At 69.5% G+C, this 24473-nt stretch carries 23 protein-coding genes; 4 read left to right on the forward strand and 19 right to left on the reverse strand.

Annotation, left to right across the window (positions count from 1 at the left end; genetic code table 11):
• Positions 1–12: 12 nt before the first annotated feature.
• The 6 genes from ACSQ18_RS06635 to ACSQ18_RS06660 all read right to left on the reverse strand — a co-directional run bounded on the left by ACSQ18_RS06635 (position 13) and on the right by ACSQ18_RS06660 (position 6638).
• Positions 13–441: a hypothetical protein gene (locus ACSQ18_RS06635; protein WP_436036339.1), complete on the reverse strand. Its 429-nt coding sequence runs from the start codon at positions 439–441 to the stop codon at positions 13–15.
• A 23-nt stretch (positions 442–464) separates the two neighbouring features.
• The gene (locus ACSQ18_RS06640; RefSeq protein ID WP_436036340.1) at positions 465–2042 is read right to left on the reverse strand and encodes a Rieske 2Fe-2S domain-containing protein; all 1578 of its coding nucleotides are present in this window, start codon (positions 2040–2042) and stop codon (positions 465–467) included.
• 79 nt (positions 2043–2121) lie between these two features.
• Positions 2122–5058, reverse strand: a complete 2937-nt coding sequence (locus ACSQ18_RS06645; RefSeq protein ID WP_436036341.1) for a DEAD/DEAH box helicase — start codon at positions 5056–5058, stop codon at positions 2122–2124.
• 37 nt (positions 5059–5095) lie between these two features.
• Positions 5096–5506, reverse strand: a complete 411-nt coding sequence (gene nusB / locus ACSQ18_RS06650; protein ID WP_144807802.1) for a transcription antitermination factor NusB — start codon at positions 5504–5506, stop codon at positions 5096–5098.
• Between the two features lie 17 nt (positions 5507–5523).
• Complete coding sequence (gene efp / locus ACSQ18_RS06655; protein WP_144807803.1) at positions 5524–6084, reverse strand: elongation factor P; 561 nt, start codon at positions 6082–6084, stop codon at positions 5524–5526.
• A gap of 92 nt (positions 6085–6176) precedes the next feature.
• On the reverse strand, positions 6177–6638 hold the full coding sequence (locus tag ACSQ18_RS06660) for a type II 3-dehydroquinate dehydratase (RefSeq protein ID WP_436036342.1): 462 nt from the start codon (positions 6636–6638) through the stop codon (positions 6177–6179).
• A gap of 68 nt (positions 6639–6706) precedes the next feature.
• On the opposite strand from ACSQ18_RS06660, the gene ACSQ18_RS06665 reads away from it, so the two are divergent.
• Entirely contained in the window at positions 6707–7090 is a 384-nt protein-coding gene (locus ACSQ18_RS06665; protein ID WP_436036343.1) for a VOC family protein, read from the forward strand.
• 7 nt (positions 7091–7097) lie between these two features.
• Here ACSQ18_RS06665 and aroB read toward each other — a convergent pair whose 3' ends face one another.
• The 12 genes from aroB to ACSQ18_RS06725 form a co-directional block, all read right to left on the reverse strand.
• Positions 7098–8174 (reverse strand): 3-dehydroquinate synthase, encoded by a 1077-nt coding sequence (gene aroB, locus ACSQ18_RS06670; RefSeq protein ID WP_436036344.1) that lies wholly within the window; start codon positions 8172–8174, stop codon positions 7098–7100.
• Positions 8171–8722: a shikimate kinase gene (locus ACSQ18_RS06675; protein ID WP_436036345.1), complete on the reverse strand. Its 552-nt coding sequence runs from the start codon at positions 8720–8722 to the stop codon at positions 8171–8173. Before ACSQ18_RS06675 ends, aroB begins: the two co-directional genes overlap by 4 nt.
• Positions 8719–9930: a chorismate synthase gene (gene aroC, locus ACSQ18_RS06680; RefSeq protein WP_436036346.1), complete on the reverse strand. Its 1212-nt coding sequence runs from the start codon at positions 9928–9930 to the stop codon at positions 8719–8721. Before aroC ends, ACSQ18_RS06675 begins: the two co-directional genes overlap by 4 nt.
• 4 nt (positions 9931–9934) lie before the next feature.
• Positions 9935–10774, reverse strand: a complete 840-nt coding sequence (locus ACSQ18_RS06685) for a shikimate dehydrogenase family protein (protein WP_436036347.1) — start codon at positions 10772–10774, stop codon at positions 9935–9937.
• A 3-nt stretch (positions 10775–10777) separates the two neighbouring features.
• The gene (gene mltG / locus ACSQ18_RS06690) at positions 10778–12244 is read right to left on the reverse strand and encodes an endolytic transglycosylase MltG (protein WP_436036348.1); all 1467 of its coding nucleotides are present in this window, start codon (positions 12242–12244) and stop codon (positions 10778–10780) included.
• A complete protein-coding gene (gene ruvX / locus ACSQ18_RS06695; protein WP_436036349.1) occupies positions 12244–12714 on the reverse strand; it encodes a Holliday junction resolvase RuvX in 471 nt (156 codons plus the stop codon). The genes mltG and ruvX overlap by 1 nt, the downstream gene beginning before the upstream one ends.
• On the reverse strand, positions 12711–15377 hold the full coding sequence (gene alaS / locus ACSQ18_RS06700) for an alanine--tRNA ligase (RefSeq protein WP_436036350.1): 2667 nt from the start codon (positions 15375–15377) through the stop codon (positions 12711–12713). Before alaS ends, ruvX begins: the two co-directional genes overlap by 4 nt.
• Positions 15378–15443: 66 nt before the next feature.
• Positions 15444–15740 carry an ATPase gene (locus ACSQ18_RS06705; RefSeq protein ID WP_436036351.1) on the reverse strand — a complete coding sequence of 99 codons (297 nt, stop codon included), beginning with the start codon at positions 15738–15740 and terminating at the stop codon, positions 15444–15446.
• Between the two features lie 89 nt (positions 15741–15829).
• The gene (gene rpsD / locus ACSQ18_RS06710) at positions 15830–16489 is read right to left on the reverse strand and encodes a 30S ribosomal protein S4 (protein WP_436038393.1); all 660 of its coding nucleotides are present in this window, start codon (positions 16487–16489) and stop codon (positions 15830–15832) included.
• A gap of 177 nt (positions 16490–16666) precedes the next feature.
• Positions 16667–17464 (reverse strand): tetratricopeptide repeat protein, encoded by a 798-nt coding sequence (locus tag ACSQ18_RS06715; protein ID WP_436036352.1) that lies wholly within the window; start codon positions 17462–17464, stop codon positions 16667–16669.
• Complete coding sequence (locus ACSQ18_RS06720; protein WP_436036353.1) at positions 17461–18081, reverse strand: NUDIX hydrolase; 621 nt, start codon at positions 18079–18081, stop codon at positions 17461–17463. Before ACSQ18_RS06720 ends, ACSQ18_RS06715 begins: the two co-directional genes overlap by 4 nt.
• Entirely contained in the window at positions 18078–19382 is a 1305-nt protein-coding gene (locus ACSQ18_RS06725) for a replication-associated recombination protein A (RefSeq protein ID WP_436038394.1), read from the reverse strand. Before ACSQ18_RS06725 ends, ACSQ18_RS06720 begins: the two co-directional genes overlap by 4 nt.
• Positions 19383–19538: 156 nt before the next feature.
• Here ACSQ18_RS06725 and ACSQ18_RS06730 point away from each other — a divergent pair, with 156 nt between their 5' ends.
• The 3 genes from ACSQ18_RS06730 to ACSQ18_RS06740 all read left to right on the forward strand — a co-directional run bounded on the left by ACSQ18_RS06730 (position 19539) and on the right by ACSQ18_RS06740 (position 22171).
• Entirely contained in the window at positions 19539–19868 is a 330-nt protein-coding gene (locus ACSQ18_RS06730) for a dioxygenase (protein ID WP_436036354.1), read from the forward strand.
• Positions 19869–19952: 84 nt separating this feature from the next.
• Positions 19953–21530, forward strand: coding sequence for a DUF349 domain-containing protein (locus ACSQ18_RS06735; protein WP_436036355.1), 1578 nt, complete (start codon positions 19953–19955; stop codon positions 21528–21530).
• A gap of 89 nt (positions 21531–21619) precedes the next feature.
• Positions 21620–22171 (forward strand): SAM-dependent methyltransferase, encoded by a 552-nt coding sequence (locus tag ACSQ18_RS06740; protein ID WP_436036356.1) that lies wholly within the window; start codon positions 21620–21622, stop codon positions 22169–22171.
• On the opposite strand, the gene ACSQ18_RS06745 is transcribed toward ACSQ18_RS06740, so the two are convergent.
• On the reverse strand, positions 22158–24422 hold the full coding sequence (locus tag ACSQ18_RS06745; RefSeq protein WP_436036357.1) for a RelA/SpoT family protein: 2265 nt from the start codon (positions 24420–24422) through the stop codon (positions 22158–22160). The genes ACSQ18_RS06740 and ACSQ18_RS06745 overlap by 14 nt on opposite strands.
• Positions 24423–24473 lie beyond the last annotated feature (51 nt).

A 24473-nucleotide genomic window follows, 5' to 3' on the forward strand; every position in this document is an offset into this window, starting at 1 on the left:
TTCGGGACCACTCTAGCGGACCGTGGTGGCCTCCGTCTTCGGCGTGAGCACCGCGCGGACTCCCGCGCGGGAGAGCATGAGCACGATGATGAGGCCCGTCACGGCGAAGAAGCCGCCGAGGCTCACGGCATCACCGAAGACCGTGTCGACCGCCCACAGGACGAGCAGTTTGCTTCCCGGAAGAACCAGGACGAGGGTCGCGATCGCCACGATGCGCGGCAGGACGCGGTCTGCAGACCGGATGCGCCCCGCGACGGCCTTCTTCACGACGAGGACCACTTCGAGGATGATCTTCAGCAGCACGGCGGTGAGCAGGGTGAGCACGAAGCTCTCCGAGAGGACCTCGGGGAGGAACTGGACGGTCAGAGCGAGCACCACGACGTAGACGAAGACGTCCACGACATCGATCGGCTGGATGAGCCGCGGACGGGTGGCGCGCACGATGTCCCCCGGTTCCTGTCGCGTCAGGCCGCGGGTTGGGTGGCCGACTCGGTGAGCCCGCCGTCGACCGAGCGGCTGGCCCGGATGGGATGACCCGGCGTGGTGAGGCAGGTGCCCGTCGCCAGATCCCATTTCCAATCGTGCAGAGCGCACGTCAGGACGCCGTCCTCCACCTTGCCGGTCTTCGTCAGATCGGCGCGCAGATGCGGGCACCGGCGCTGGACCGTCCATTCGCCGATCTCGGCATCCTCGGTGTGGTCGGTCTGCTCGGCGTACCAGTTCTCGACGTACTCGATGCGGTCGCGCGACAGGCATTTCAGAAACGTCGTCAGGAACTCGTTGAACTTGCCGCTGCGTCCCACCTCGAACTGCATCGACAGGAAGATGGAGTTCGACCAGTCGATCTCGCCGTCGGCGATGTTCGTCGAGACGAGGTCGGCGGGGATCGTGTACCAGTAGATGCACTCCTCCCCCGCGTACTCGCGCACCTTCGCCTTGGGGAAGTCGACGACCATGTCCAGCTCGCCGATCCGGAACCGGACGTTGCCGCCGACGCCCGTGCGGATCGTCCGCGCGCGGCGAAGGAGCGGCTCCCACCACTCCTTGATGGCCTGCAGCATCTCATCGGGCGGCAGGACGGCGGCTCGCGTGGCCTCTTCAGCGCGCACTTCGGCCTGACGGCTGTCGCGCTGCTCCGCGAGGTAGGCCCACTTGTCGTCGAAGACGCGATCGATCTCGGCCTCCGTGTACAGGGTCTGCGTGACCGTCACGGCTCCGTCCACGAGGTCGACCTGCGTGCCGGGCACGAACTCGTAGCCCTTCTGGTCGGGGCGCAACTGTCGCATGTGGGTCAGGAACTGGCGCTGATCGGTGAAGATCGAATCGTCTTCCTCCCCCCAGCCGTTGTAGCGGAAGAGCTCCTCACGGAGGAACATCGGCGGGCCGGCCATGGGGAAGACGTGCTCAGCGTCGACCTTCTCGATGTAATACATCGCGCGCTTGTTCTGCGCGTCGCGCTTGAGCTGCGCGAAGGTCTGCTTGGAGTCCTGTGGGAGGTCGTAGACCATGGGCCACCAGATGGCGCCCGACACCTGCGTGAAGTAGGCGTCCGGCTTGCTGAACGACAACAGCCGCTCCAGATCGAGCGGATGCGAGTCGTTCTGATTCAGGACGCTCGCCGTGCCGTCGTCGACGCTCAGCGACGAATCGCCGATCGGACCGTCGCTCGGAGCGCGTAGCGGCGTGACCATCAGCTTCAGCGGCCCGAACTCCAGCGGCACCCCGGCCTGGGTGTAGACGAGGTTCTCGTAGCCGAGGGCGCGCAGGTCGCGCTCCAGATCGTCGGTCGGATACTCCGGCAGCAGCACTCGGATGTCGGTGCGGACATACCGGCGCAGCAGTGCGGGGTCGAAGTGGTCGCGGTGCCGGTGGGAGATGTAGAGGAAGTCGGCTTTGCCGAACCGCTCCCAGTCGAGTGCGCGGTTGTCGGGGAACGGGAACCAGGAGCCGAAGAAGCTCGGTCCGATGACGGGGTCGCACAGGATGCTTCCGCCCGCGGTCTCGATGAACATCCCCGCGTGGCCCAGGCCCGTGATCCGCATGATTTCCCTCCCGTCGAGCCCGTCGAGTCTACGCGAGGAGAACCTGCGCGACCGGGGATGCCGGCCGTGTCTGCACGCGTCAGGCGAGGAGGTCGCGGATGTCCTCCGCCGTCAGAGCGGTGGAGAATGCGCCGTCCGAGTCGAGGACGGCATCGAACAGGCGCGACTTGCGCTCCTGCAACGCCACGACTTTCTCCTCGATCGTGCCCGCGGCGATCATCCGGTAGACGGTCACGGGGCGCGTCTGTCCGATCCGATGCGTGCGGTCGATCGCCTGGCGCTCGGCCGCCGGGTTCCACCACGGGTCGAGCAGGAAGACGTAGTCCGCCTCGGTCAGTGTGAGCCCGACGCCGCCCGCCTTGAGGCTGATGAGGAACACCGGCTGCTCGCCCGTCCGGAACGCCTCGACGACGTCGCCGCGCCGCGTCGTGGAGCCATCGAGGCGCACGAAGTCGATGCCGTGGACCCGTAGATCGGCCTCGATGATGTCCAGGTACGACGTGAATTGGCTGAAGACGAGCGCGCGGTGGCCCTCGGCGGCCAGTTCACGGAGGCGCTCCCGCAGCGCGTCGAGCTTGCTGGACTCCAGACCGGGGCCTCCGGCATCCACGAGCGAGGGAGCCAGTGCGAGCATGCGCAGGAGCGTCAGCGAGCGGAACACGATGAAGCGATGGCTGTCGAGATCGTCGAGCAGTCCGAGCACTTTGCGGCGTTCGCGCTGCAGCACGCGCTCGTACACGGCGCGGTGGCCGCTCGTCAGCTCGATACGGAGGTCCTGCTCCTGCCTGGGAGGCAGGTCGGCGGCGACCACGTCTTTCGTGCGACGCAGCAGGTAGGGGCGCAGACGGCGCCGCAACCGCGCGAGGCGTCGGGCGCGGGCCGCACCGTCTTCGGCGTTCTCGGCCACGCGACCGTGCTCGATCGGCGTCACGTACTCGGTGCGAAACTGCCGCGCCGACGGGAAGAGCCCGGGAGAGGTGAGGGCGAGGATCGCCCACAGGTCGGTGAGGCTGTTCTCCAGCGGCGTGCCCGTGAGCGCGAATCGAGCGCGCGCACGCAGTTCGCGCGCGGCGCGATGCACCCGTGTGCGCGGATTCTTGACAGCCCCCGCCTCGTCGAGGACCACGACCGACCAGTCCACATCGGTGTAGGCGCGCTCGTCCAGGCGCAGCAGCGCGTACGACGTCACGACGACATCGGCCTCGATGTCGGCCAGGCGGATGCCGGTGCCCTCGACCGTATGCACCCGCAGCCCGGGAGCGTGCCGGGCGGCCTGCTCGCGCCACGCGTGCACGACGGAGGTGGGTGCCACGACGAGCGCGGGCGCGGCATCCGTCTTCGCCTTCACATGCACGAGCAGCGCAAGCACCTGCAGCGTCTTCCCGAGGCCCATGTCATCGGCCAGGATGCCGCCGAGCCCCGCTTCCCACAGGGCGGTCAGCCAGCGGAAGCCGTCGAGCTGATAAGGGCGCAGCGGTGTCGCCAGCGCGTCGGGGGCATCGGGTGCACGCTCGAGCGAGGACGCCGACGCCGCCTGCCGCACCGTCTCGCGCCAGGTGACCGCGGGCTCCGACTGATCCGCGAGGTCTTCGAACTCCTCCCACACCTCGACGTGGTAGCGGCTCACGCGCGGGCCGGCCTCCCACTCGACGAGGTCTCGCGACTCGTCGATGAGATCGCGCAGCCGGTCCAGCGCCGGATGGGCGAGCGAGAAGTAGGCGCCGTCCGACAGCAGCATCTTCTTGCGTCGCTGCGCGAGAGCGGTGAACAGTGCCGCGAAAGGGATGCGCCGACCGTCGACGTGAACGTGGACACCCAGGTCGAACCAGTCGGCATCCGTCGTCTCGACCGTGCGCACGGTGATGCGCGGGTCTCCGGACAGCTCGCGATAGGCGCGCTGCAGTCCCGACACCTCGACGCGGAGACCGCTCACCGCTTCGAGCGCGGGGAGGACGCGCGCGACGAACTCCGCGGCGTCGGCGCCGACGAGCTGACCCGCGCCGGCGAAGGGGACGTCGGTCGCCCCCTGCCATGCGGCCTTCACCGTGCGCCGCCGCTCACGGCTCTCCGACGACGTGAGGCCGGGCACGTCGGTCGGTTCGTCCCAGTCCGCGCGAGGTGCCGCGGGAGGGTGCCACCGAAAGGCGTAATCCACGACGTCGCGCGGCTGCTGCTGCACGGTGAGCACCAGGGCGGTGGGTTCCGGCGCCGGGAGCGTGACCCCGCGGCCCGCCACGACGGTGCTCTCACGTGCCAGCCGCGGGTAGGCGTCGCGGAGGAAGTCGGTGCGGTCGTCAGCAGGCACCGGCACGGGCGCGCCCGCCGACAGCAGGGCCCGTGTCGCCCCGCCGAGGGCGACCGGCGCCAAGCGCACGCGCAGCGAGTCGCCCTCTCCTTCGACGGTGTAGACCCCGACGTGACCGATCGGGCGGGCGTGGGTCGCGGGCGCGGCGCCGTCGACGCGCACGTCGGCGTGCAGGAGAAGGCCGTCGCCCGCCCGCTCGGCCCGCACCGCGACCTCGGCGGAGGCGCCGATCGTGAACTGCTGTGTGCGCACGCTCGAGACCAGCGGGATGCCGAGACCCGCCGCCGCGTCGAGGTGCGGCCAGAGGAGGTCGCTGTCGACCCCGTCGAGCGTCAACCACTCCGAGTCGCCGAAGCCGCCGAACACGCGGACATCGTGAGCCAGGCCGTACAGGGTCGTGAACCAGCGCCACCGACGCGTGTCGAGCCGGAACGCGTGTGCCGACGGTCCGCGGCGCAGCGCCTCCCACGACGCGTCGCCCTGAACCCACTCGTCCGACGTCGCGCTGCGCACGAGGGGTCGAGCGGCGATCCGCAGCTGACCGGCCGTCGTCGCGACGGTGCGCGCCGTTGCCGTGCGCACCCGACGCGGGCCCCAGTGCGCCTCATCGCCTTCGCGCTGACGCAGCTGAAGGCCGAGCGCCACGTCTGCCTCGTACCCCTCGTCGGACACCATCGCGCGCCAGGCGGGCGGACGGGTCGACGAGGTCATGCGTGCGATCCTCGCAGGGGGCGCCGACGTCCGGACGTCAGCTCGCGCGGGCGATGCGGGCGAGGACGCCGTGAACGAACGAACCGGAGTCGTCGGTGGAGAACTCCTTGGCCAGTTCGACGGCCTCGTCGATCGCGACCGCCGTGGGAACCTCGGTGTTGAACAGGATCTCCCACACGCCGATACGGAGCACCGCGCGGTCGACCGCCGGCATCCTCTCGATCTTCCAGTCCCGCGCGTGGGTGATGATCTGCTCGTCGATCTCGTCACGGTTGTCCACGACGCCGTCGACGATCTCGCGGGCATACAACCACGACGCTTCGCGCGCGGGCTCACTCGCGGCGCGCTTGGCCTCCGCCGCGAGGGTCGTCGCCAGGTCGTCGCCGCGGACGTCGCTCTGGTACAGGATGTCGAGGGCGCGCTTGCGCGCCTTACTGCGGGCGCTCATATGTCAGGCGGCCGGAATCAGTTGATGCGGCCGAGGTAGGCACCCGTGCGGGTGTCGACCTTGACCTTCGTACCGGTCTCCACGAACAGCGGGACCTGGATCTCGTAGCCGGTCTCGACCGTCGCGGACTTGGTGCCGGCCGACGAGCGGTCGCCCTGCAGGCCGGGCTCGGTGTAGGTGATCTCCAGCACCACGGAGGCGGGGAGCTCGACGTACAGCGGGTTGCCGTTGTTGAGGGCGATCTGCACCTGCTGGTTCTCCAGCAGGAAGTTCGCCGCGTCACCGACGGTCGCGGCACCCACCGTGAGCTGGTCGTAGTCGGCGACGTCCATGAACACGAACCCCTCGCCGTCGTTGTAGAGGTAGGTGAAGTCGCGGCGGTCGACGTTCTCGATGTCGATCTTCGCGCCCGCGTTGTAGGTGCGGTCGACGACCTTGCCGGAAACCACGTTCTTGAGCTTCGTGCGGACGAACGCCCCGCCCTTGCCCGGCTTGACGTGCTGGAACTCGATGACGTTCCAGAGCTGGCCGTCGATGCTGAGGACGACGCCGTTCTTGATGTCTGCCGTGGATGCCATGAGTGTGGAGTTCCGTTTCGTGTGGGAGTTCGGGGCCGCGGCGCCCGGAGGATCCGGCGCGGGCCGACAGTCGATTCTACGGGATCGTCCGCTCAGCCGTCGGCGCGGCCGGTGATGACGTCGATGAGCAGTTGCACCGCGCGGGCGTAGCCGGCCACCCCTTCCCCGCTCACATGGACGACGGCCACGTCGCGGACGAACGAATGACGACGGAACTCTTCGCGCGCCGAGATGTCGGAGATGTGCACCTCGGCCACCGGCAGCGACACTCCCGAGAGGGCGTCGCGCAGCACCACCGAGGTGTGCGTGAGGCCTCCTGGGTTGATCACGATCCCGCCGCAGTCCTCGCGCGCAGCGTGGATCGCGTCCAGGAGCACGCCCTCGTGGTTGCTCTGGACGGCGCGGACGTCGAAGCCGGACTCCCCCGCCGTGCGCGTCACGAGCGCCTCGACGTCGGCGAGCGTCTCCCGGCCGTAGATGTCGGGCTCGCGCACGCCCAGGAGGTTCAGGTTGGGTCCGTTGACGAGGAGGAGGCGTCGAGGCGTGGAGGGCACGTCAGCACCCTACCGGCAGTGATCCGACGGCGGCGGCGGGGTGCGCGCGCGGTGGCAGGATGGCATCCATGCCGGGACTGCATCACGTCGAGATCTGGATCGCCGACCCCGGGGCGGTGGATGCCGACTGGGGATGGCTGCTGCCGCGGCTGGGATTCGTGCGCACCGCGCAGTGGAGCGATGGGGTGTCTTGGGAAGCCGAGGGCGTCTACCTCACCTTCACGACCGCTCCTGCGCTCGCCGGCGCGCACGATCGCCGGCGTTCGGGTCTCAATCACCTCGCGTTCCGCGGGGGGTCTCCGGCGGAGGTGGACGCGATCCTCGAGGAGTCGGCGGCGCACGGCTGGAGCGCGCTCTACCAGGACCGATACCCCCACGCCGGCGGTCCCGACCACTATGCGGGGTGGATCGAGAACGCCGACGGCTTCAAGGTGGAGGTCGTCGCCGAGTGACGCCTCGTCAGTCGCCGATCTCCTGGTAGGCGGCGAAGAGCAGCGACTCGTCGGGCGCTTGGAGCACGGTCGGCTTGCCGATGTCGTCGAGCACGATGAAGCGCAGCATGGCGCCGCGCGTCTTCTTGTCGCGCTGCATCGTCGCGAGCAGCTGATTCCAGGCGCCGGCTCGGTAGCTCGTCGGCAGGCCCAGGAGCTGGAGGATGTCTCGGTGCCGCTGCGCCGCGTCGTCGGAGAGGCGTCCGGCGAGCCGCGACAGCTCCGCGGCGAACAGCATGCCGACCGAGATGGCTGCGCCATGGCGCCAGCGGTACCGCTCGGCGTGTTCGATCGCGTGCCCGAGGGTGTGGCCGTAGTTGAGCACCTCGCGCAGTCCCGCCTCGCGCAGATCCTCTCCCACGACGCGGGCCTTCATGTCGATGGCGAGCTCGATGCAGCGTCGGAAGGCCTCGCTGTGCGGGTCGACGGCGGCCTTCGGATCGGCCTCGATGAGCTCGAGGATCTCCGGGTACCAGATGAATCCGGCCTTGACGACCTCGGCGAAACCCGCCACACGCTCGTTGTCGGACAGTGTGTCGAGCAGGTCGAGGTCGCACAGCACGGCGCGGGGAGGCCAGAACGCGCCGACGAGGTTCTTGCCCTCCGCCGTGTTGATGCCGGTCTTGCCGCCCACGGCGGCGTCGACCATGCCGAGCACCGTCGTGGGCACCTGCACCACCGCGACACCGCGCAGCCAGGTCGCCGCGACGAACCCGGCGAGGTCGGTGACGGCTCCGCCGCCGAATCCGACCACCGCGTCGGTGCGGGTGAAGTCCGCCTGCCCCATGACCTGCCAGCAGAAGGCGGCGACCTCGACGCGCTTGCCCTGCTCCGCATCGGGGATCTCCGCCAGCAGCACCTGCCGCTCGCCGGCGAGCGTCTCGCGCAGCCGCGCGGCCTGGTCGGCCAGGGTCGGCGGATGCACGATGAGGACCTTCCGCGCCGACGGCGGCAACGCATCGGCGAGCCCGGACAGGATGCCGCGGCCCACCGTGATGTCGTACGGCTGCTCCCCCGCGACGGTGATGACGGTGCTCTCGCTCACGACGGATCTCCAGGCTCGGTGGGGACGTCCGCGGGCGCGGGCGTCGGTGCGGTGCGAATCCACTGGACGAGGGCGTCGACGACCTCCTGCAGTGGTCCGGAGGACGTGTCGAACGTGACGTCGGCGAGCTGCTCGTACAGCGGTCGGCGTGCCGCGTAGAGCGCCGACCAGCGGGCCACGGCATCCTCGCCCTGCAACAGGGGGCGCTTCGTGCCCCGGATGCGGGACTCGATCGTCTGAGGGCCCACGGTCAGCAGGATCACGTGATGCGCTGCGAGATCGGCCTGCGTGTCGGGGTGGAGCACTGCTCCGCCGCCGAGGGCCACGATGCCGCCCCTGTCGATTCCGTCGCGCACCGCGACCCGCTCCCACTCGCGGAAGCGATCCTCGCCGTGATCGCGGAAGATCGCGTCTATCGGGCCGTGCTCGCGCACGACGGCCGCATCGCTGTCGTAGAACGTCTCGCCGAGAGCACGTGCGACGCGCTTGCCGATACTCGTCTTTCCCGCTCCCATCGGGCCGATGAGGACGACCGCGCGCGCACTCATCCCAGGGAGTCGTCGCTGTCGGCCGTTGTGGCCAGCGATGCGGGTATGGCAGCGAGGTACGCATCGAGATTGCGCTTCGTCTCCGCCACGCTGTCGCCGCCGAACTTCTCCAGCACGACATCGGCGAGGGTGAGGGCGACCATCGCCTCGGCGACCACGCCGGCCGCGGGAACCGCGCACACGTCCGAGCGCTGGTGGTGCGCGGTCGCGGTGTCGCCGGTGGCCACATCGATCGTCCGGAGGGCCCGCGGCACGGTCGCGATCGGCTTCATGCCCGCACGCACGCGCAGCACCGTTCCCGTCGACATGCCGCCTTCGGTGCCGCCGGCCTTGTCGCTCGAGCGCGTGATGCCTCCGTCGGTGGCGAAGAGCTCGTCGTGAGCCGCCGATCCGCGGCGTCGCGTCGTCTCGAAACCGTCACCGACCTCGACGCCCTTGATCGCCTGGATGCTCATGAGCGCGTGGGCGAGCTTCGCGTCGAGGCGCCGATCCCATTGCACGTGCGAGCCGAGCCCCGGCGGAAGGCCGTACGCGAGCACCTCCACGATGCCGCCCAGGGTGTCGCCGTCCTTGCGGGCGGCATCCACCTCGGCCACCATCGCGGCGCTCGTGGCGGGGTCGAAGCAGCGGAGCGGATCGGCATCCAGCGCGTCTACGTCGTCGGGCATCGGCAGCGCCGAGCCGTCGGGCACCCGCACGGGACCGATGGAGAGGGTGTGGCTGACCAGGCGGATGCCGAGCTCGGCGAGGAACCCGCGCGCCACCGCACCGAGTGCCACTCGTGCGGCGGTCTCGCGTGCGCTCGCGCGCTCCAGGATCGGCCGGGCCTCGTCGAAGCCGTACTTCTGCATGCCGACGAGGTCGGCGTGACCGGGGCGCGGGCGCGTGAGGGCGGCGGAGCGGCCGCGCGACTTCTCGGTCAGCTCGACGGGCTCGGGGTTCATGACCTCGATCCACTTGGGCCACTCGGTGTTGCCGACGCGCAGAGCGATCGGGCTGCCCAAGCTGTAGCCGTGGCGGACGCCGGCCGAGATCGTGAGTTCGTCTTCCTCGAACTTCATCCGCGAGCCGCGGCCGTAGCCCAGCTTGCGGCGCGCAAGATCGGCCTGGATGGCGGCGCGGGAAACGGGGACGCCGGCGGGCAGTCCCTCCATGAGGGCGACGAGTTCGGGGCCGTGCGATTCGCCGGCCGTGAGCACGCGGAGCATTCGACTATCCTCCCACGAGCGCGCTGCGCATGACGGCCACGACGGCCTGCTCGTCCGGCAACGCGGCGGACACGTCGCCGGAGGCGAAGAGCCGGATCTGCAGCACGGCCTGGTGCAGCAACATCCCCTCGCCGTTGACGGCGACCTGTCCCGCTTGCTCCCAGGCCGTCGCGAGCGCGGTCGGCCCGTGCCCGTAGACCACGTCGAACAGCACTCCTCCGGCGGCGGCCAGCCGACGCGCCGTGTCGGAGGCGATCGCGGCGGCCCCGGGGAGGGTCGACACGGTGAGGTCGTGCGTGTCGGTCCCGTCCTGGTCGAGCGAGGCGGCAGTCACTCGGATGCCGAGACGTGTCCCGAGCTCGATCAGCGGTGCCACGGCCCCGGGACGACGCGCCGCGACGGTGACGCGGTCGGCTCCCAGTTCGGACAGTGCGACGAGAGCCGATGTCGCCGTGGAACCGGCACCCACGATCCGAGGAGAGGACACGCGCGTCACCCCGAGGTCGGCGAGAGCGCGGACGATGCCGCCGACGTCGGTGTTGAACGCGCGCCGACGGCCGCCCGTCAGCAGCAAGGTGTTCGCCGCGCCAGTCAGTACTGCGCGGTGGTCGCGCTCGTCGGCCGCGGCGTAGGCGGCCGCCTTGAGCGGCATCGTGCAGGACAGGCCGCGGAACTCGGCCCCCAGCCCCGCCAGTTCACGGTCGAAGCCCGCTTCGTCGACGCGTCGACGACCGTAGGTCCAGTCGTAGCCCAGCTGCGCATACGCGGCTGCGTGCAGCCGCGGAGACAAGCTGTGCGCGATGGGATTGCCCCACACCTCCAGGGCGGTCGGCTGACCCGTCATGCCTCAGCAGCCGCCGTCAGGATTGTCCGCGCACCACTGACGCCACTGGTCGACGGCCTTGAGGTGCTCGCTGTAGGTCTCGGTGAACACCGTCTCGCCGGTCTCGAGGTTGACCGTCACGAAGTAGAGCCACGGTCCGTCGGCGGGCTCTATCGCGGCCTTGATCGCGGTGTCGCCGGGATTGGCGATCGGGCCGATCGGCAGTCCTTCGTGGACGTAGGTGTTCCAGGGATTGTCGTCCTCGAGGGCTTCGGCGGTCGAGCTCACCGTGCCGTCGTGCATCTCGCCGTAGCCGTACTGCGCCGTCGAATCCATCTGGAGCTTGCCGAACGTCTCGTCGTTGGACGGATCGAGGCGGTTCTGGATGACGCGGGAGACCTTGTAGAAGTCGTCCTCGTAGCGCGCTTCGCGTTCGATGATGGAGGCGATCGTCAGGATCTCCTCCCGGCGGTCCTCCGGCACGCCGGCGTCGTCCAGCGACGTGATCGTCCGGTCCACGAGCGTCTGGACGACGTCTGTCGCCGTGGCCCCGGGATCGAACGTGTAGGTCGCCGGGAAGAGCCAGCCTTCGAGGCTGTCGGCCGCCACGCCGTACTTCGAGGGGTCGGCGACGGCCGATTGGAAGTCCTCGAGGGCGATGCCCGTTCCGTCGGCGAGGATCGGGAGAGACTGCTCTACGGTGAGACCCTCGCGCAACTGCGCCGTGTTCTCCAGCTTGTTGGCCGGGTCCTCCAGGGCGGCCAGCGCCGCCTCGGAGGTCATCTCGTACTGCAGCCGGTACGCGCCCGGGTGGAAGGTCGCGGCGGACGCACTCGAGATGAGGTAGTCGTAGAAGGCATCCGAGGTCTTCGTGACCCCCGCGTCGTACAACGTCGTCGAGATCGACGAGCCGGTGTCGCCCTCGACGATCGTCACGACGACCTCGCCGTTGGCCATGCCCGCCTCGAAGTCCTTGGGCTCTTCCCAACCGAGGAACGCGCGGATCTTGTCCTCGTAGGTCGTCCAGACGAAGGTGCCGCCGACGACGAGGCCGCCGATGATCGCCACCACGACGCCCAGGACCACCCAGCCGGCGATCCTGCTCTTCCGCCGATCGCGGTCGTGTCGCTTCTTCGGGTCGTCGGCCTCGTGGACGGCCTCCGCACCGAACAACGCGTCGATCGAGCCCGGGGTGCGCCGCGGGCCGGGCGGGAGAGAGTCCGACGAGGCCGCGGCGGTCAGAGGTGCGGCAGGCTCGGGCTCGTGCGTAACGGCCGTGCGGGGGGCGCTGACCGGGCTCGTCTCGACGGGAGGAGTGACCCGCGTCTCGCCGGATGCCGTGGCCGCCTCCCTCGCGGCGCGACGACTCGTCGGTGCGGGCGTCGAAGCGCCGGCATCGGCGGGCGAAGACGAGGTGGCACGGTTCGGGGGCGACGGCAACCTGCCGAACAGGTCGGCGAACTGATCGTCGGACGACGGGGTGTCGGGCATCAGACGGGCTCCGGGGGATCATGGAGAGCGCCGGCCGGGATGCCGGTGCTCTTCTCGACGTCGATCGCCTGCTGGAGGAGGACGACCGCCGCTACTTGGTCGACAAGCTTACGAGACGAACGCTGGGATCTCCCGGAATCGCGCAGCGCCGCGTGCGCGGACACCGTGCTCAGGCGCTCGTCGACGAGGCGGACGGGGAGACCGGATGCCGCGGCGAGCTGCCCCGCGACGAGTCTCGCATCGGCCGTCGAGGCCGTGTCGCCCCCGCTCAAACTGAGGGGAAGACCCACCAGGAGCTCGAACGCCTCGTACTCGCGGGCGAGCTCGACGATCCGGCGCGTGGTGCCGTCGTCGCGGGCCACGGTCTCGACCGGAACGGCGAGCAGACCGTCACGATCGCACCGTGCCACACCGACGCGCGCCTTCCCGACATCGATGCCGAGCCGGACGCCGCGTCGGAAGCCCGTCACGCGCCCGTATTCTCCAGTCGGGCGACGATGTCGCCGAGTGCGGCCGGAAGTGCCGTGGCATCCGTCCCACCGCCCTGTGCGACGTCGTCGCGACCGCCGCCGCCGCCGCCCAGGATGCTCGCCGCACCCTTGGCGAGGACGCCGGCTTTCGCTCCGGCCTGCCGCGCCGCGTCGTTGGTCGCCACGATGACGATCGGCCGGTCGCCGACCGTCGCCCCGAGCGCCACCACGGCGGCATCCGCACCGAGGCGATCGCGCACCTGCAGTGCAAGGGTGCGCACGTCGTCCGCGGATGCCACAGTGCCGAGCGACTGCGCGACGACACGCTGGGCACCGGAGCGCTGAGCAGATTCGACCAGTGCCGGGATCCGCTCCCCCAGCGCCTTCGCCTCGAACTGCGCGATCTTCTTCTCGGCCGCCTTGAGGTTGGCCTGGAGCTCCGCGATCCGTGCGGGCAGCTGGTCGCGCGGTGCCTTCAGATGCGCGGTGAGCTGGGAGACGAGCGCACGCTCTGCGGCCAGCTCGCGGAACGCGTCGAGGCCCACGAGCGCCTCCACGCGCCGGTTCGAGGCGCCGACCGACGACTCGCCGACGAGGCTGATGAGGCCGACTTCGGCGCTGCGTCCGACGTGCGTTCCGGCACAGAGCTCGCGCGACCACGGCCCTCCGATGTCGACCATCCGTACGGTGTCGCCGTACTTCTCGCCGAACAGCGCCATCGCTCCGAGCGACTTCGCCTCATCCAACGGCAGCACGCGCGTCGTCACTTCGAGGTTGTCGCGCACTGCGTTGTTGGCGATCTCTTCGATCTCGCTCTTCGTCGCGTCCGACAGTGCTTGTCCCCACGTGAAGTCGAAGCGCATGTACCCCGCGCGGTTGAGGGAGCCTGCCTGCGTTGCCGTCTTGCCCAGGGTGTCCCGGAGGGCAGCGTGCACGAGGTGCGTCGCAGAGTGGGCCTGCTGGGCGGCGCGGCGGTTCACGGCGTCGACCACCGACGTCGCGGGCTGGCCGACCCCGACCTCGCCCGACGTCACCTCGACCGTGTGACTCACCAGGCCGGCAACCGGCTTCTGGACGTCGAGCACTTCGAGCTCGAACCCGGGGCCGACGATGACGCCCTTGTCGGCGACCTGACCGCCCGACTCGGCGTACAGCGCGGTCTCGGCGAGGATCACCTCGGCGATCTGGCCCTGCGACGCACGGGAGGCGGGCAGCCCGTCGATGAGGAGGCCGAGCACCGTGGATTCGGTCTCCAGGTCGGAGTACCCGGTGAACACCGTCTCCCCTTGCGCCCGCAGGTCGCGGTACACGCTCGTGTCCGCAAGGGCGCGCTTACGCGAGCGGGCGTCCGCCTTGGCCCGCGCGCGCTGTTCCTGCATGAGCGTGTCGAACGCGCCGCGGTCGACGGTGAGACCCGCTTCCTCGACGATCTCCATCGTGAGGTCGATCGGGAAGCCGTAGGTGTCGTGCAGCAGGAACGCCTCGCTGCCGCTCAGCTGAGCGCCGCCGTCGCGGCGCGTTCGCGCGACGGATTCGTCCAGCAGCTCCGAGCCGGCTGCCAGGGTGCGCAGGAAGGTCGCCTCCTCCGCGAGCGCGTACTGAGAGAGCCGCTCGTAGTCGGCCTCGACGACCGGGTACGCCTCCTTCATCGCGTCGCGGGAGGCGGCGAACAGTTCGGCGAACGTCGGTCCGTCGACACCGAGCAGCCGCATCGCACGAATGGCGCGACGCATCAGGCGTCGGAGGATGTAGCCGCGTCCCTCGTTGGAGGGCGTGACGCCGTCGGACAGCAGCATGAGGGACGATCGCACGTGGTCGGCGATCACGCGGAATCGCACGTCGTCGTCGTGATTCGCGCCGTAGGTCTTGCCGGAGAGCGCGACGGCCCGGTCGAGCACGGGGCGGACCTGGTCGGTCTCGTACATGTTGTCGACGCCCTGCTTGAGGAAGGCGATCCGCTCGAGACCCATCCCGGTGTCCACGTTCTTCGCGGGGAGCTCCCCGACGATCGTGAAGTCGTACTTGGAGCGCACATCGGCGATCTCGTACTGCATGAAGACGAGGTTCCAGATCTCCACGTAGCGGTCGTCGTCGGTCGCCGGTCCGCCGTCGATGCCGTAGGCGGGCCCGCGATCGAAGAAGATCTCCGAGCAGGGTCCAGCGGGTCCGGGGAGGCCCGTGGTCCAGTAGTTGGTGTCCTTGCCCAGGCGCTGGATGCGCTCCTCGGGGAGGTCGGTGAGTCGGAGCCAGAGGTCGTGCGCCTCGTCGTCCTCCTCGTAGACCGTCACCCAGAGGTCCTTCGCGTCGAAGCCGAGGCCCCCTTCCGCCTCGGGCGTCGTCAGGAGCTCCCAGGCGTAGCGGATCGCGCCTTCCTTGAAGTAGTCGCCGAACGACCAGTTGCCGAGCATCTGGAAGAACGTGCCGTGGCGCGGGGTCTTGCCGACCTCTTCGATGTCGTTGGTGCGGATGCACTTCTGGTTGTCCGCGGCGCGCGGGTACGGTGCCGGGACATCGCCGCTCAGGTACGGGATGAACGGGACCATGCCGGCGATCGTGAACAGCAGCGCGGGGTCGTCCGTCACGAGAGAGGCGGACGGAACGATCGTGTGGCCGTTCTTCTCGAAGTAATCGAGGTAGCGCTGGGCGATCTCAGCGGTCTTCATGGGGTGTCCTCGGGAATGCAGGGGCGCGCACCCGGTGGCAACCGGGTTCGTCGATCGGTCGTTCGGTCAGTCGGAGACGCGGGCGGCGCCGTCTTCGGCGGCGTCGGCGACGGCGTGGGCCGCGTCGGAGACGGCATCCCGTGCGGAGTCGAGGGCGCCGGATGCCGCGGTCTTGGCGTCGGCGACGAGCCCCTCGATCTTGGCCTCCTGTGCGCGGTACGCGTCGCCGATGCGATCGGTGAACTCCGAGATGCGGGCGTCGACTTCGGCCAGAACCTCGTGACCGCGCGGGTCCTTGTTGACGAGGTGGGCCGCGACGAAGCCGCCGGCGATGCCCAGCACGAACCACAGCGCGTTCTTCATGGGTTCCATGTTAGGTGCAAACGGCCGAGGGGCGTCGGGGTGATGACCCCGACGCCCCTCGGCGTTCGTGTGTTGGTGCGACGCGTCGCTCAGCGAGCGGCGTAGTACTCGACGACGAGCTGGACGTCACCGGTCACGGGCACCTCGGCGCGCTTCGGGCGACGCACGAGGCGCGCCTGGAGCTTGTCGAGCTCGACCTCGAGGTAGGCCGGAACGGGCGGCAGGACCTCGGCGTGACCGCCGGCAGCCGCGACCTGGAAGGGCTCGAGGCCCTCGCTCTTGGCCTTGACGTGGATGAGCTGGCCCGGCTTCACGCGGAACGACGGGCGGTCGACGAGCTGGCCGTCGACGAGGATGTGGCGGTGCACGACGAGCTGACGGGCCTGCGCCGTGGTGCGGGCGAAGCCCGAGCGCACGACGAGCGCGTCGAGGCGCATCTCGAGCAGCTCGACGAGGTTCTCACCGGTCAGGCCGTCCTGGCGACGAGCCTCGTTGAACGTGTTGCGCATCTGCTTCTCGCGGATGCCGTACTGCTCGCGCAGACGCTGCTTCTCGCGGAGACGGACCGCGTAGTCGCTGTCGGCCTTGCGCTTGGTGCGACCGTGCTCACCAGGAGCGTAGGGACGCTTCTCGAGGTAGCGGGCGGCCTTCGGGGTCAGCGCGACGCCGAGCGCGCGCGACAGGCGGACCTTGCGGCGGTCCTGGGACTTCGTAGCCACGAAGTGTTCCTTCCTGACGTGGCCGTGCATTTCACGACTCACGGACGTATCCCCCGCTCTTCGCCCGTCCTGGACTGCACGCCGGGGCACGCCAGAAGGTCTTGGTCGGAAGAGGGAGATGCCCGAAAACTCGGTTTCGAGCAGGTCAAGTCTATCAGAGCGCTCCGGAGCTCCGTTCGCGCCGTCGAACGGGCCGCGACGTGAGCGTCATGTGGTCAGCAGATCGAGCGCGCCCGGCGGGTAGAAGGTGTGCTTCCCTTCGCGGACGGCTTCGAGCCGGTACCAGCCCACGGTGGTGTCGCTGTCGCGGACGGGCTCGTGGGCGTCTCGCGGCAGTGCCGCCAGACGCTCGGAGTCGACGCTGAAGACGTGGACGATCTCGTGCCCGCGCGCGCCGTGCGCGTCGAAGACGTTCTCCGTCACCCCGAGCAGCCGCGCTTCGCGCACGTCGGCGTCGAGTTCCTCCGCGAATTCGCGGCGGAGCGCCGCGTGCACCGACTCTCCGAACTCGATCCCGCCTCCCGGCGCGCGAAGGAACCCGTCGTGACGCCCGTTCGCGGCGTACTCCTCCGCCAGCAGCCACCCGTCGACCACGACGAGCCCCACGACGATGGCACGTACGCGCGGCGGAGCATCGAGCTGCTCCTTGTACGCGGACAGCGAGGTGCGATAGTCCGACAGCGTCGGTAGGAGTGCGTCGACCGCCGTGCGGAGCGCCGCCGCCGGTTTGCCGTCGTCGAAGAGCGCCAACGAGAGGAACGCCTGCGCGGCGCGCGACAACGGGTCCTCCCCCCGCACATCTCTCAGGAGCGCGATGGCCCCCGACGGATCGCCCACCACGCGCAGCGAGCTCGCGAGTTGGATGATCGCCCGCGTGCGCTCTGGTTCCTCCAGCCCGCGATCGAGGGCGGCCCGATAGAGCGGGATGGCGCCATGCTCGTCGCCGGCGGCGTCACGCTGCGAGGCGTTGTCGAACAGATCGCGTGCGGAGGCGGCGTCCGTCATGGGGTCAGCAACTCCTTCACGCGCTCCTGCAGCGGCTGCAGAGCGGAATGCACGGCAGCTCGGGAGAAGGAGTGGAGCCCTCGCAGCGCGGCGCCCGCATCGCTGAGCTCTCCCGAGAGCAGATGGTCCATGAGGTCGCTCGCTGCGATCGTGCGCACCCGACCGGTTTCCTCCGAGCCCCACGATGGGTCGCCGACCCGTCGGCATCCTCCGGCGATGAGGATGTTCTTGCGGCGTCGAGAGTTCGCGGCCGCCCACTCCGCGCCCGCGTGGTGGAGCACGCCGGCTTCGTAGCCCGTCTCCTCCCGGAGTTCACGCGCGCCGGCCGTGACCACGTCCTCGCCCGGGTCGATGAGGCCGCCGGGGAGCTCGCCGAGCACCGATTCGGGGCCTACGCGGTATTGATCGAACAGGACGACGCGGTCGTCCTCCGTGAAGGCGACAACGGACACGGTGTCGCCGATGAGCAGCACGTCCCAGCCGCTCTCCGAGCCGTCAGGGAGCCGGTACTGATCGCGTCGGACGCCGATGTATCCGGTGTACATCGACTCGGAGCCGATCTTGGTCCAGACCGAGTCCGGATCGCCGCGGCTCTCGCTCTCCTGCGAAGCACTCATTCGCCCAGGATCTTCCGGATCTTCTCCACTCGCGCGGCGATGTCGCGCTCCAGTCCGCGGCCCGTCGGTTCGTAGTACCGACGACCCACCAGTTCGTCGGGCAGGTACTGCTGGGTCGCGACGCCGACCTCGAGGTCGTGCGGGTAGACGTAGCCCTTGCCGTGGCCGAGCCGCTTCGCGCCCGGGTAGTGGGCGTCGCGCAAATGCAGCGGTACGCGACCGAAGCCACCCCGACGCACGTCCGCGATCGCAGCATCGATCGCGACGTAGGCCGCGTTCGACTTCGCGGTCGTGGCCAGGTACGCCGTCGCCTCGGCGAGGGGAATGCGCCCCTCGGGCATGCCGATGAAGGCGACGGCGTCGGCGGCGGCCACGGCGATCACGAGCGCCTGCGGGTCGGCCAGGCCGATGTCTTCCGAGGCGGAGATGACGAGGCGTCGTGCGATGAAGCGAGGGTCCTCCCCCGCCTCGATCATGCGCGCGAGGTAGTGCATCGCGGCGTCGACGTCGGAGCCGCGGATGGACTTGATGAACGCGCTGATGACGTCGTAGTGCTCGTCACCCTGTTTGTCATACCGCAGGAGGGCACGGTCGACCGCCTGTGCGACCTGCTCTGCGCTGATGACCGGCACCTTCTCGTCGGCGCCGCTCTCAGGGTCGCCTTCGGTGCCCGCGTCGCCGGACACCATGGATGCCGCGGCCTCGAGCGAGGTGAGAGCTCGGCGGGCGTCTCCGGAAGCGAGCTGGACGAGCGCAGCGCGAGCCTCCGGCGTGAGCTCGACAGCCCCGGCGAGTCCTCGCGCGTCGGAGACGGCACGGTCGATGAGGTGACCGAGATCGTCGTCGGTCAGCGGCTGCAGCGTGAGCAGGAGCGACCGCGACAGCAGCGGGGAGATGACCGAGAACGACGGATTCTCCGTCGTCGCGGCGATGAGGATGACCCAGCCGTTCTCGACGCCGGGAAGCAGCGCGTCCTGCTGCGCCTTCGTGAAGCGGTGGATTTCGTCGAGGAACAGGATCGTGGACACGCCGTACAGGTCGCGCTGGTTCATCGCCTCCTGCATGACCTCGCGCACATCGCGGACGCCGGCCGTGACCGCCGACAGTTCCACGAAGCGGCGGCCCGAGGTCCGCGCGATGGCCTGCGCGAGTGTCGTCTTACCGGTGCCCGGCGGACCCCAGAGGATGACCGACACGGCTGACCGCGTCGGCGACCCGCCGTCGGCGAGGGCGACCAGCGGTGAACCCGGGCGCAGGAGGTGCCCCTGGCCCGCGACTTCGTCGAGAGACACCGGCCGCATACGCACGGCGAGAGGTGTCTGCCCGGAGAAGAGCGCGGCGGGGGTGGTCACCCGTCCAGGCTAGCCGCGCCCACCGACGTGGGCCGCGTTTGTCGCACCCGCGCGCGTGCCCGTAGGCTCGGGGAGGCCCGGGCGTCCGGGAATCGAGGAGGTCCCGTGGCTACCGGTGCGAGCAGATCCGGCGCAGACAAGAAGAGCGCGCGTGCCGCGCGAGATCGGGCGCGGCTCTACCAGGCCCGCCAGGAGTTCCAGGACAGCCTGCAGCGCCGCCGCCGCCGTGACAACGTGATCGCGGGCGTGGCGGGCGGCGCGCTCATCCTCGCCGTCGTCGGAGGCCAGGTCGCCTACTACACCGTCGGTCCCGGGCAGCCCGTCCCGGCACCGAGCTCGAGCCCGAGTCCGAGCCCGACCGTGGGCACACCGAGTCCTTCCCCGACGCCGGATCCGACGCCCTCGTCGTCGACGTCGCCCTCTCCCACGCCCTGACCGCCGCCGTATAGGCTTGCAGCCGACCGAACCCCTAGGCGGCCTGTCTTTGCCGACAGGCCCCGCCGCGACGAGGTGCTACCCGTGACTTCCGTTCCCGAAGAATCCGCAACGACCGACCCCACGGCCGAGGAGTCCCCTGTGGACCCGTCGGCGCAAGCGCCCGCAACCGACGAGTCGGTGGCAGAGCAGCCGGCGCCCGAGCCGGAGACCTCGACCGCGGACGCCGCCGAGGAGCCGGCCGCCGAGGAGCCGGCCGCCGAGGAGCCGGCTGACACGTCGGTCACGGAGGAGTCGGCCACGGAGGCGGCCGCGCAGCCCGCCGCCTCTCCGGCCCCCATCCCCCGTCCCCGCCCGGGTGTTCCGCTGCCGCGCGCTCCGCGACCCGCGCCGACGGCGTCGGCGCCGCTCGCTCCCGCACTCGCCGACACCGCACCGAGCGGTGACTGGGGTCGTGTCGAAGACGATGGCACGGTGTCCGTCCGCGAGGGAGATCAGTGGCGCGTCGTGGGTCAGTACCCCGACGGCACGCCTGCCGAGGCGCTCGCGTACTTCGAGCGGAAGTTCACCGATCTCGCCAGCGAGGTCGCCTTGATCGAAGCGCGGCACCGTCGTGGCGGTGCGTCGGCATCCGACCTGCGCAGCACCCTCAAGACCGTTCGCGAGCGCGTCACGGGGGCGGCGGCCGTCGGTGACCTCGCGTCGCTCGAGGCGCGGCTCTCTGTGCTCGACTCGGCGCTGAGCGAAGCGTCGGCAGAGGAGGCCGCTGCCCAGCGTGAGGCCGTCGATGCCGCCATCGCCGAGCGAACGGCTCTCGTGGAGCAGATCGAGGTCATCGCGGCGCGCGACCCTCGTTCGATCCAGTGGAAGCAGACGTCCGCCGAAGTGACCGAACTGTTCGAGAAGTGGCAGGCTCATCAGGCCACCGGTCCTCGGCTCCCCAAGAACGTCGGGCAGCAGTTGTGGAAGCGATTCCGTGACGCTCGCGCCGTGTTCGATCGTCACCGCCGCGAGTTCTACGCGAGCCTCGACGAGACACACAAGTCGGCCCGCGATGCAAAGGCTGCACTCGTCGAGCGCGCGGAGGCGCTGGCATCCCGCGGAGAAGACGGCATCGCCGCCTACCGTGGGCTCCTCGACCAGTGGAAGTCGGCGGGACGCGCCGGCAAGAAGGCCGATGACGCCCTGTGGGCGCGGTTCAAGGCGGCGGGCGACGCGCTGTACGGGGCGCGCGCCGAGCGCGAGCACGCCGACGCCGAGGCATCCAAGGAGAAGATCGAGGCGAAGCGGGCGCTCCTAGTGGAAGCTGCCGCCGTGCCGAAGGAGAAGGACACCGCGAAGGCGCGTGCACTCCTCACCGGCATCCAGCGTCGCTGGGACGACATCGGACGCGTGTTCCCCCGCGAGGCCGAGCGCGGACTCGACGACGACCTTCGCAAGATCGAGCAGGGTCTGAAGGCGCGAGAAGACGCCGATTGGAAGAGCAACAACCCCGAGACGAAGGCGCGTCAGAACGACATGACGCAGCAGCTTCACGACGCCATCGCGAAGCTCGAGGACGAGGTCGACGCCGCCAAGAAGACGAAGGACAAGGCCAAAATCGCGAAGGCAGAGGAAGCGCTGGCTGCGCGAAAGGCGTGGCTCTCCGCTCTCGGCGGCTGAGTACTCCTCCCCTGCCGCTGCCGCGGCGGACTGTCCACAGATAGGCGTCTGTCGTCGCACGCTGCGCGCAACTCGGGCAGAGTGCGGGGATGCCATGGCCTTTCCTCTACTTCCCCGACGGCCCGCTCTCGTCCGCAGAGCTGGGTGCCGCTCGTCTTGACGGCGACCTCGTCGAGGTCGGAGAGGCCTTCATGCCGGCCGATGCCGTCGAGACGGCGGAGCTCCGGGCCGGTTCGCTCGGACGCGTCGTCGGCGCGAGGTGGGCGCTGACGCACGAGTCGGCGGGCTGGGTGCACGGGGCGTTTCCAGACCCGCCCGCTCTCCACTGCGTGCAGCGGTGTGTCGCCACCCGATCGCAGAACGTCCTCGATGGGCGCCTGCGCTATCGCGATGTCAGGATCCCCGAGAGCGACGTGCAGTGGGTCGGCGGCGTTGCGGTGTCCACCGTCGTGCGCACTTTCGTCGACCTGCTGCGCGACCGGGTGCTCGACCAGGGTGACTCCGACCGCGCTGTGCGCATCATGCTCGAGTGGCGACCCGGCCTTGCCGACGACGGACTCCGGTGGCTCGAGCAGGCGGGCCCCGTGCACCACAAGCGCGCCGCGCAGGAGTACCTGCGCGCCGCCGTCAGGAGGACGTGACGCGGTAGACGTCGTAGACGGCGTCGATTCGTCGCACGGCGTTCAGCACGCGGTCGAGGTGGACGATGTCGCCCATCTCGAAGACGTACCGGCTGAGCGCCAGCCGGTCGTTGTTGGTCTGCACGGATGCCGAGAGGATGTTGACGTGATGCTCGCTGAGCACCCGGGTGATGTCGCTGAGAAGACCCGAACGATCGAGGGCTTCGACCTGGATGTGAACGAGGAAGACGCTCTTCGTCGTCGGCGCCCAGGAGACGTCGATCATGCGATCGGGGTCATCCTTGAGCGACTTCACGTTCGTGCAGTCGCTCCGGTGGACCGACACCCCGCTCCCGCGGGTGACGAAGCCGACGATGTCGTCGCCAGGCACTGGCGTACAGCACTTGGCGAGCTTGACGAGGATGTCCGGCGCGCCGCGGACGAGCACGCCGGAGTCGCCGCCGCGGGGTGCCTTGGACCGTCCGACCACCGGGAGGTCGATCGGTCCGGTGCTGGTGTCCTCCTGCGCGCTGACGAGTGATGTGACCTTCTCGATCACGGACTGCGTGGAGACGTGGCCTTCACCCACGGCGGCGTACAGCGCTGTGACGTCCTCGTAGCGCAGCTGATGGGCCACCTCGGTGAAGGAGTCCTGATTCATCAAGCGCTGCAACGGCAGGTTCTGTCGGCGCATGGCGCGCGCGATGGCATCCTTGCCCTGATCGACGGCCTCTTCGCGGCGTTCCTTGGTGAACCAGCCGCGGATCTTGCTGCGGGCGCGAGTGGACTTGACGAAGCCCAGCCAATCCTGGCTCGGGCCGGCGTCGGGATTCTTCGACGTGAAGACCTCGACGACGTCGCCGGAATGCAGCTCGGACTCCAGCGGCACGAGGCGACCGTTGACCTTGGCGCCCATCGTGCGGTGCCCGACTTCGGTGTGCACGGCGTATGCGAAGTCGACCGGAGTGCCTCCCGCGGGAAGGCCGATGACGCGACCCTTGGGCGTGAAGACGTACACCTCTTTCGCGCCGATCTCGAACCTCAGCGAGTCGAGGAACTCACCGGGGTCGGCGGTCTCGGCCTGCCAGTCCGAGATGTGCGCGAGCCACGCCATGTCGGTGTCGACCGACTTCTCGTCGGTCTTGCCTCCGCTCATCCTCTCCTTGTACTTCCAGTGGGCCGCCACGCCGTACTCGGCCTGCTGGTGCATCTCGTTGGTGCGGATCTGGATCTCGACCGTCCGTCCGCCGGGACCGATCACCGTCGTGTGGAGAGACTGGTAGAGGTTGAACTTGGGCGTTGCGATGTAGTCCTTGAAGCGACCGGGCAGTGGCGTCCAGCGCGCGTGGATCGCGCCCAGCACCGCGTAGCAGTCGCGGACGGTGTTGACGAGCACGCGGATGCCGATGAGATCGTAGATGTCGTCGAACTCGCGGCCCCTCACGACCATCTTCTGGTAGACCGAGTACAACTGCTTGGGGCGCCCCATGATCCGCCCGCGGATGCGGAGATCGCGCAGGTCTGCTTCCACCGCCTCGATCACGTTCTGGACGTACTGCTCCCGCTGCGGCGTGCGCTGTTTCACCAGGCTGTCGATCTCGACGTACAGCTTCGGGTGGAGTACGGCGAACGAGAGGTCTTCGAGCTCGCTCTTGATCGCCTGGATGCCGAGTCGGTGCGCGAGCGGCGCATAGATCTCGAGCGTCTCGGTCGCCTTCTTCGCGGCCTTCTCGGGCGGCACGAATCCCCAGGTGCGTGCGTTGTGGAGGCGGTCGGCGAGTTTGATGAGGAGTACGCGGATGTCCTTGGACATCGCGACGATCATCTTGCGGACGGTCTCGGATTGGGCGGCGTCGCCGTACTTGACCTTGTCCAGCTTGGTGACACCGTCGACGAGCATCGCGACCTCGTCGCCGAACTCGGTGCGCAGCTGATCGAGTCCGTACTCGGTGTCCTCGACGGTGTCGTGCAGGAGGGCAGCCGCGATCGCCCGCGGCCCCAACCCCAGATCCGCGAGGATCTGCGCGACGGCGAGCGGATGCGTGATGTAGGGCTCACCGCTCTGACGTTTCTGCGCGGCGTGCGCCCGAGCCGCCACGCCGTAGGCGCGCTCGATGATGGCGACATCACCCTTGGGATGGTGCGTGCGCACCGTCCGAATGAGCTGCTCGACACCGTTGCGTGACGGAGCGCGCGAGAACAGCCGCGGAACGAGGCGGCGCAGTGAGCTCGGCGGCGGGTTCTGGGCCGCGGACGGCACGGTTTCGGTCATCAGGTCACCTCCACCGTGTCAGAACCCGTCAATCCTACGCCCGCTGCTCTC

The sequence above is a fragment of the Microbacterium sp. LjRoot45 genome (assembly GCF_964253325.1).
Classification (GTDB): Bacteria; Actinomycetota; Actinomycetes; order Actinomycetales; family Microbacteriaceae; genus Microbacterium.

Bases quoted from the DNA above. Each gene is read 5' to 3' on its own strand.
- efp (WP_144807803.1), bottom strand. From the start codon at position 6,084: ATGGCATCCACGGCAGACATCAAGAACGGCGTCGTCCTCAGCATCGAC.
- ACSQ18_RS06720 (WP_436036353.1), bottom strand. From the start codon at position 18,081: ATGAGTGCTTCGCAGGAGAGCGAGAGCCGCGGCGATCCGGACTCGGTC.
- mltG (WP_436036348.1), bottom strand. From the start codon at position 12,244: ATGCCCGACACCCCGTCGTCCGACGATCAGTTCGCCGACCTGTTCGGC.
- ACSQ18_RS06715 (WP_436036352.1), bottom strand. From the start codon at position 17,464: ATGACGGACGCCGCCTCCGCACGCGATCTGTTCGACAACGCCTCGCAG.
- ACSQ18_RS06705 (WP_436036351.1), bottom strand. From the start codon at position 15,740: ATGAAGAACGCGCTGTGGTTCGTGCTGGGCATCGCCGGCGGCTTCGTC.
- alaS (WP_436036350.1), bottom strand. From the start codon at position 15,377: ATGAAGACCGCTGAGATCGCCCAGCGCTACCTCGATTACTTCGAGAAG.
- ACSQ18_RS06645 (WP_436036341.1), bottom strand. From the start codon at position 5,058: ATGACCTCGTCGACCCGTCCGCCCGCCTGGCGCGCGATGGTGTCCGAC.
- ACSQ18_RS06675 (WP_436036345.1), bottom strand. From the start codon at position 8,722: ATGAGTGCGCGCGCGGTCGTCCTCATCGGCCCGATGGGAGCGGGAAAG.
- nusB (WP_144807802.1), bottom strand. From the start codon at position 5,506: ATGAGCGCCCGCAGTAAGGCGCGCAAGCGCGCCCTCGACATCCTGTAC.
- ACSQ18_RS06685 (WP_436036347.1), bottom strand. From the start codon at position 10,774: ATGACGGGTCAGCCGACCGCCCTGGAGGTGTGGGGCAATCCCATCGCG.
- ACSQ18_RS06740 (WP_436036356.1), top strand. From the start codon at position 21,620: ATGCCATGGCCTTTCCTCTACTTCCCCGACGGCCCGCTCTCGTCCGCA.
- rpsD (WP_436038393.1), bottom strand. From the start codon at position 16,489: ATGCACGGCCACGTCAGGAAGGAACACTTCGTGGCTACGAAGTCCCAG.
- ACSQ18_RS06665 (WP_436036343.1), top strand. From the start codon at position 6,707: ATGCCGGGACTGCATCACGTCGAGATCTGGATCGCCGACCCCGGGGCG.
- aroC (WP_436036346.1), bottom strand. From the start codon at position 9,930: ATGCTCCGCGTGCTCACGGCCGGCGAATCGCACGGCCCCGAACTCGTC.
- ACSQ18_RS06745 (WP_436036357.1), bottom strand. From the start codon at position 24,422: ATGACCGAAACCGTGCCGTCCGCGGCCCAGAACCCGCCGCCGAGCTCA.
- ACSQ18_RS06640 (WP_436036340.1), bottom strand. From the start codon at position 2,042: ATGCGGATCACGGGCCTGGGCCACGCGGGGATGTTCATCGAGACCGCG.
- ACSQ18_RS06725 (WP_436038394.1), bottom strand. From the start codon at position 19,382: ATGCGGCCGGTGTCTCTCGACGAAGTCGCGGGCCAGGGGCACCTCCTG.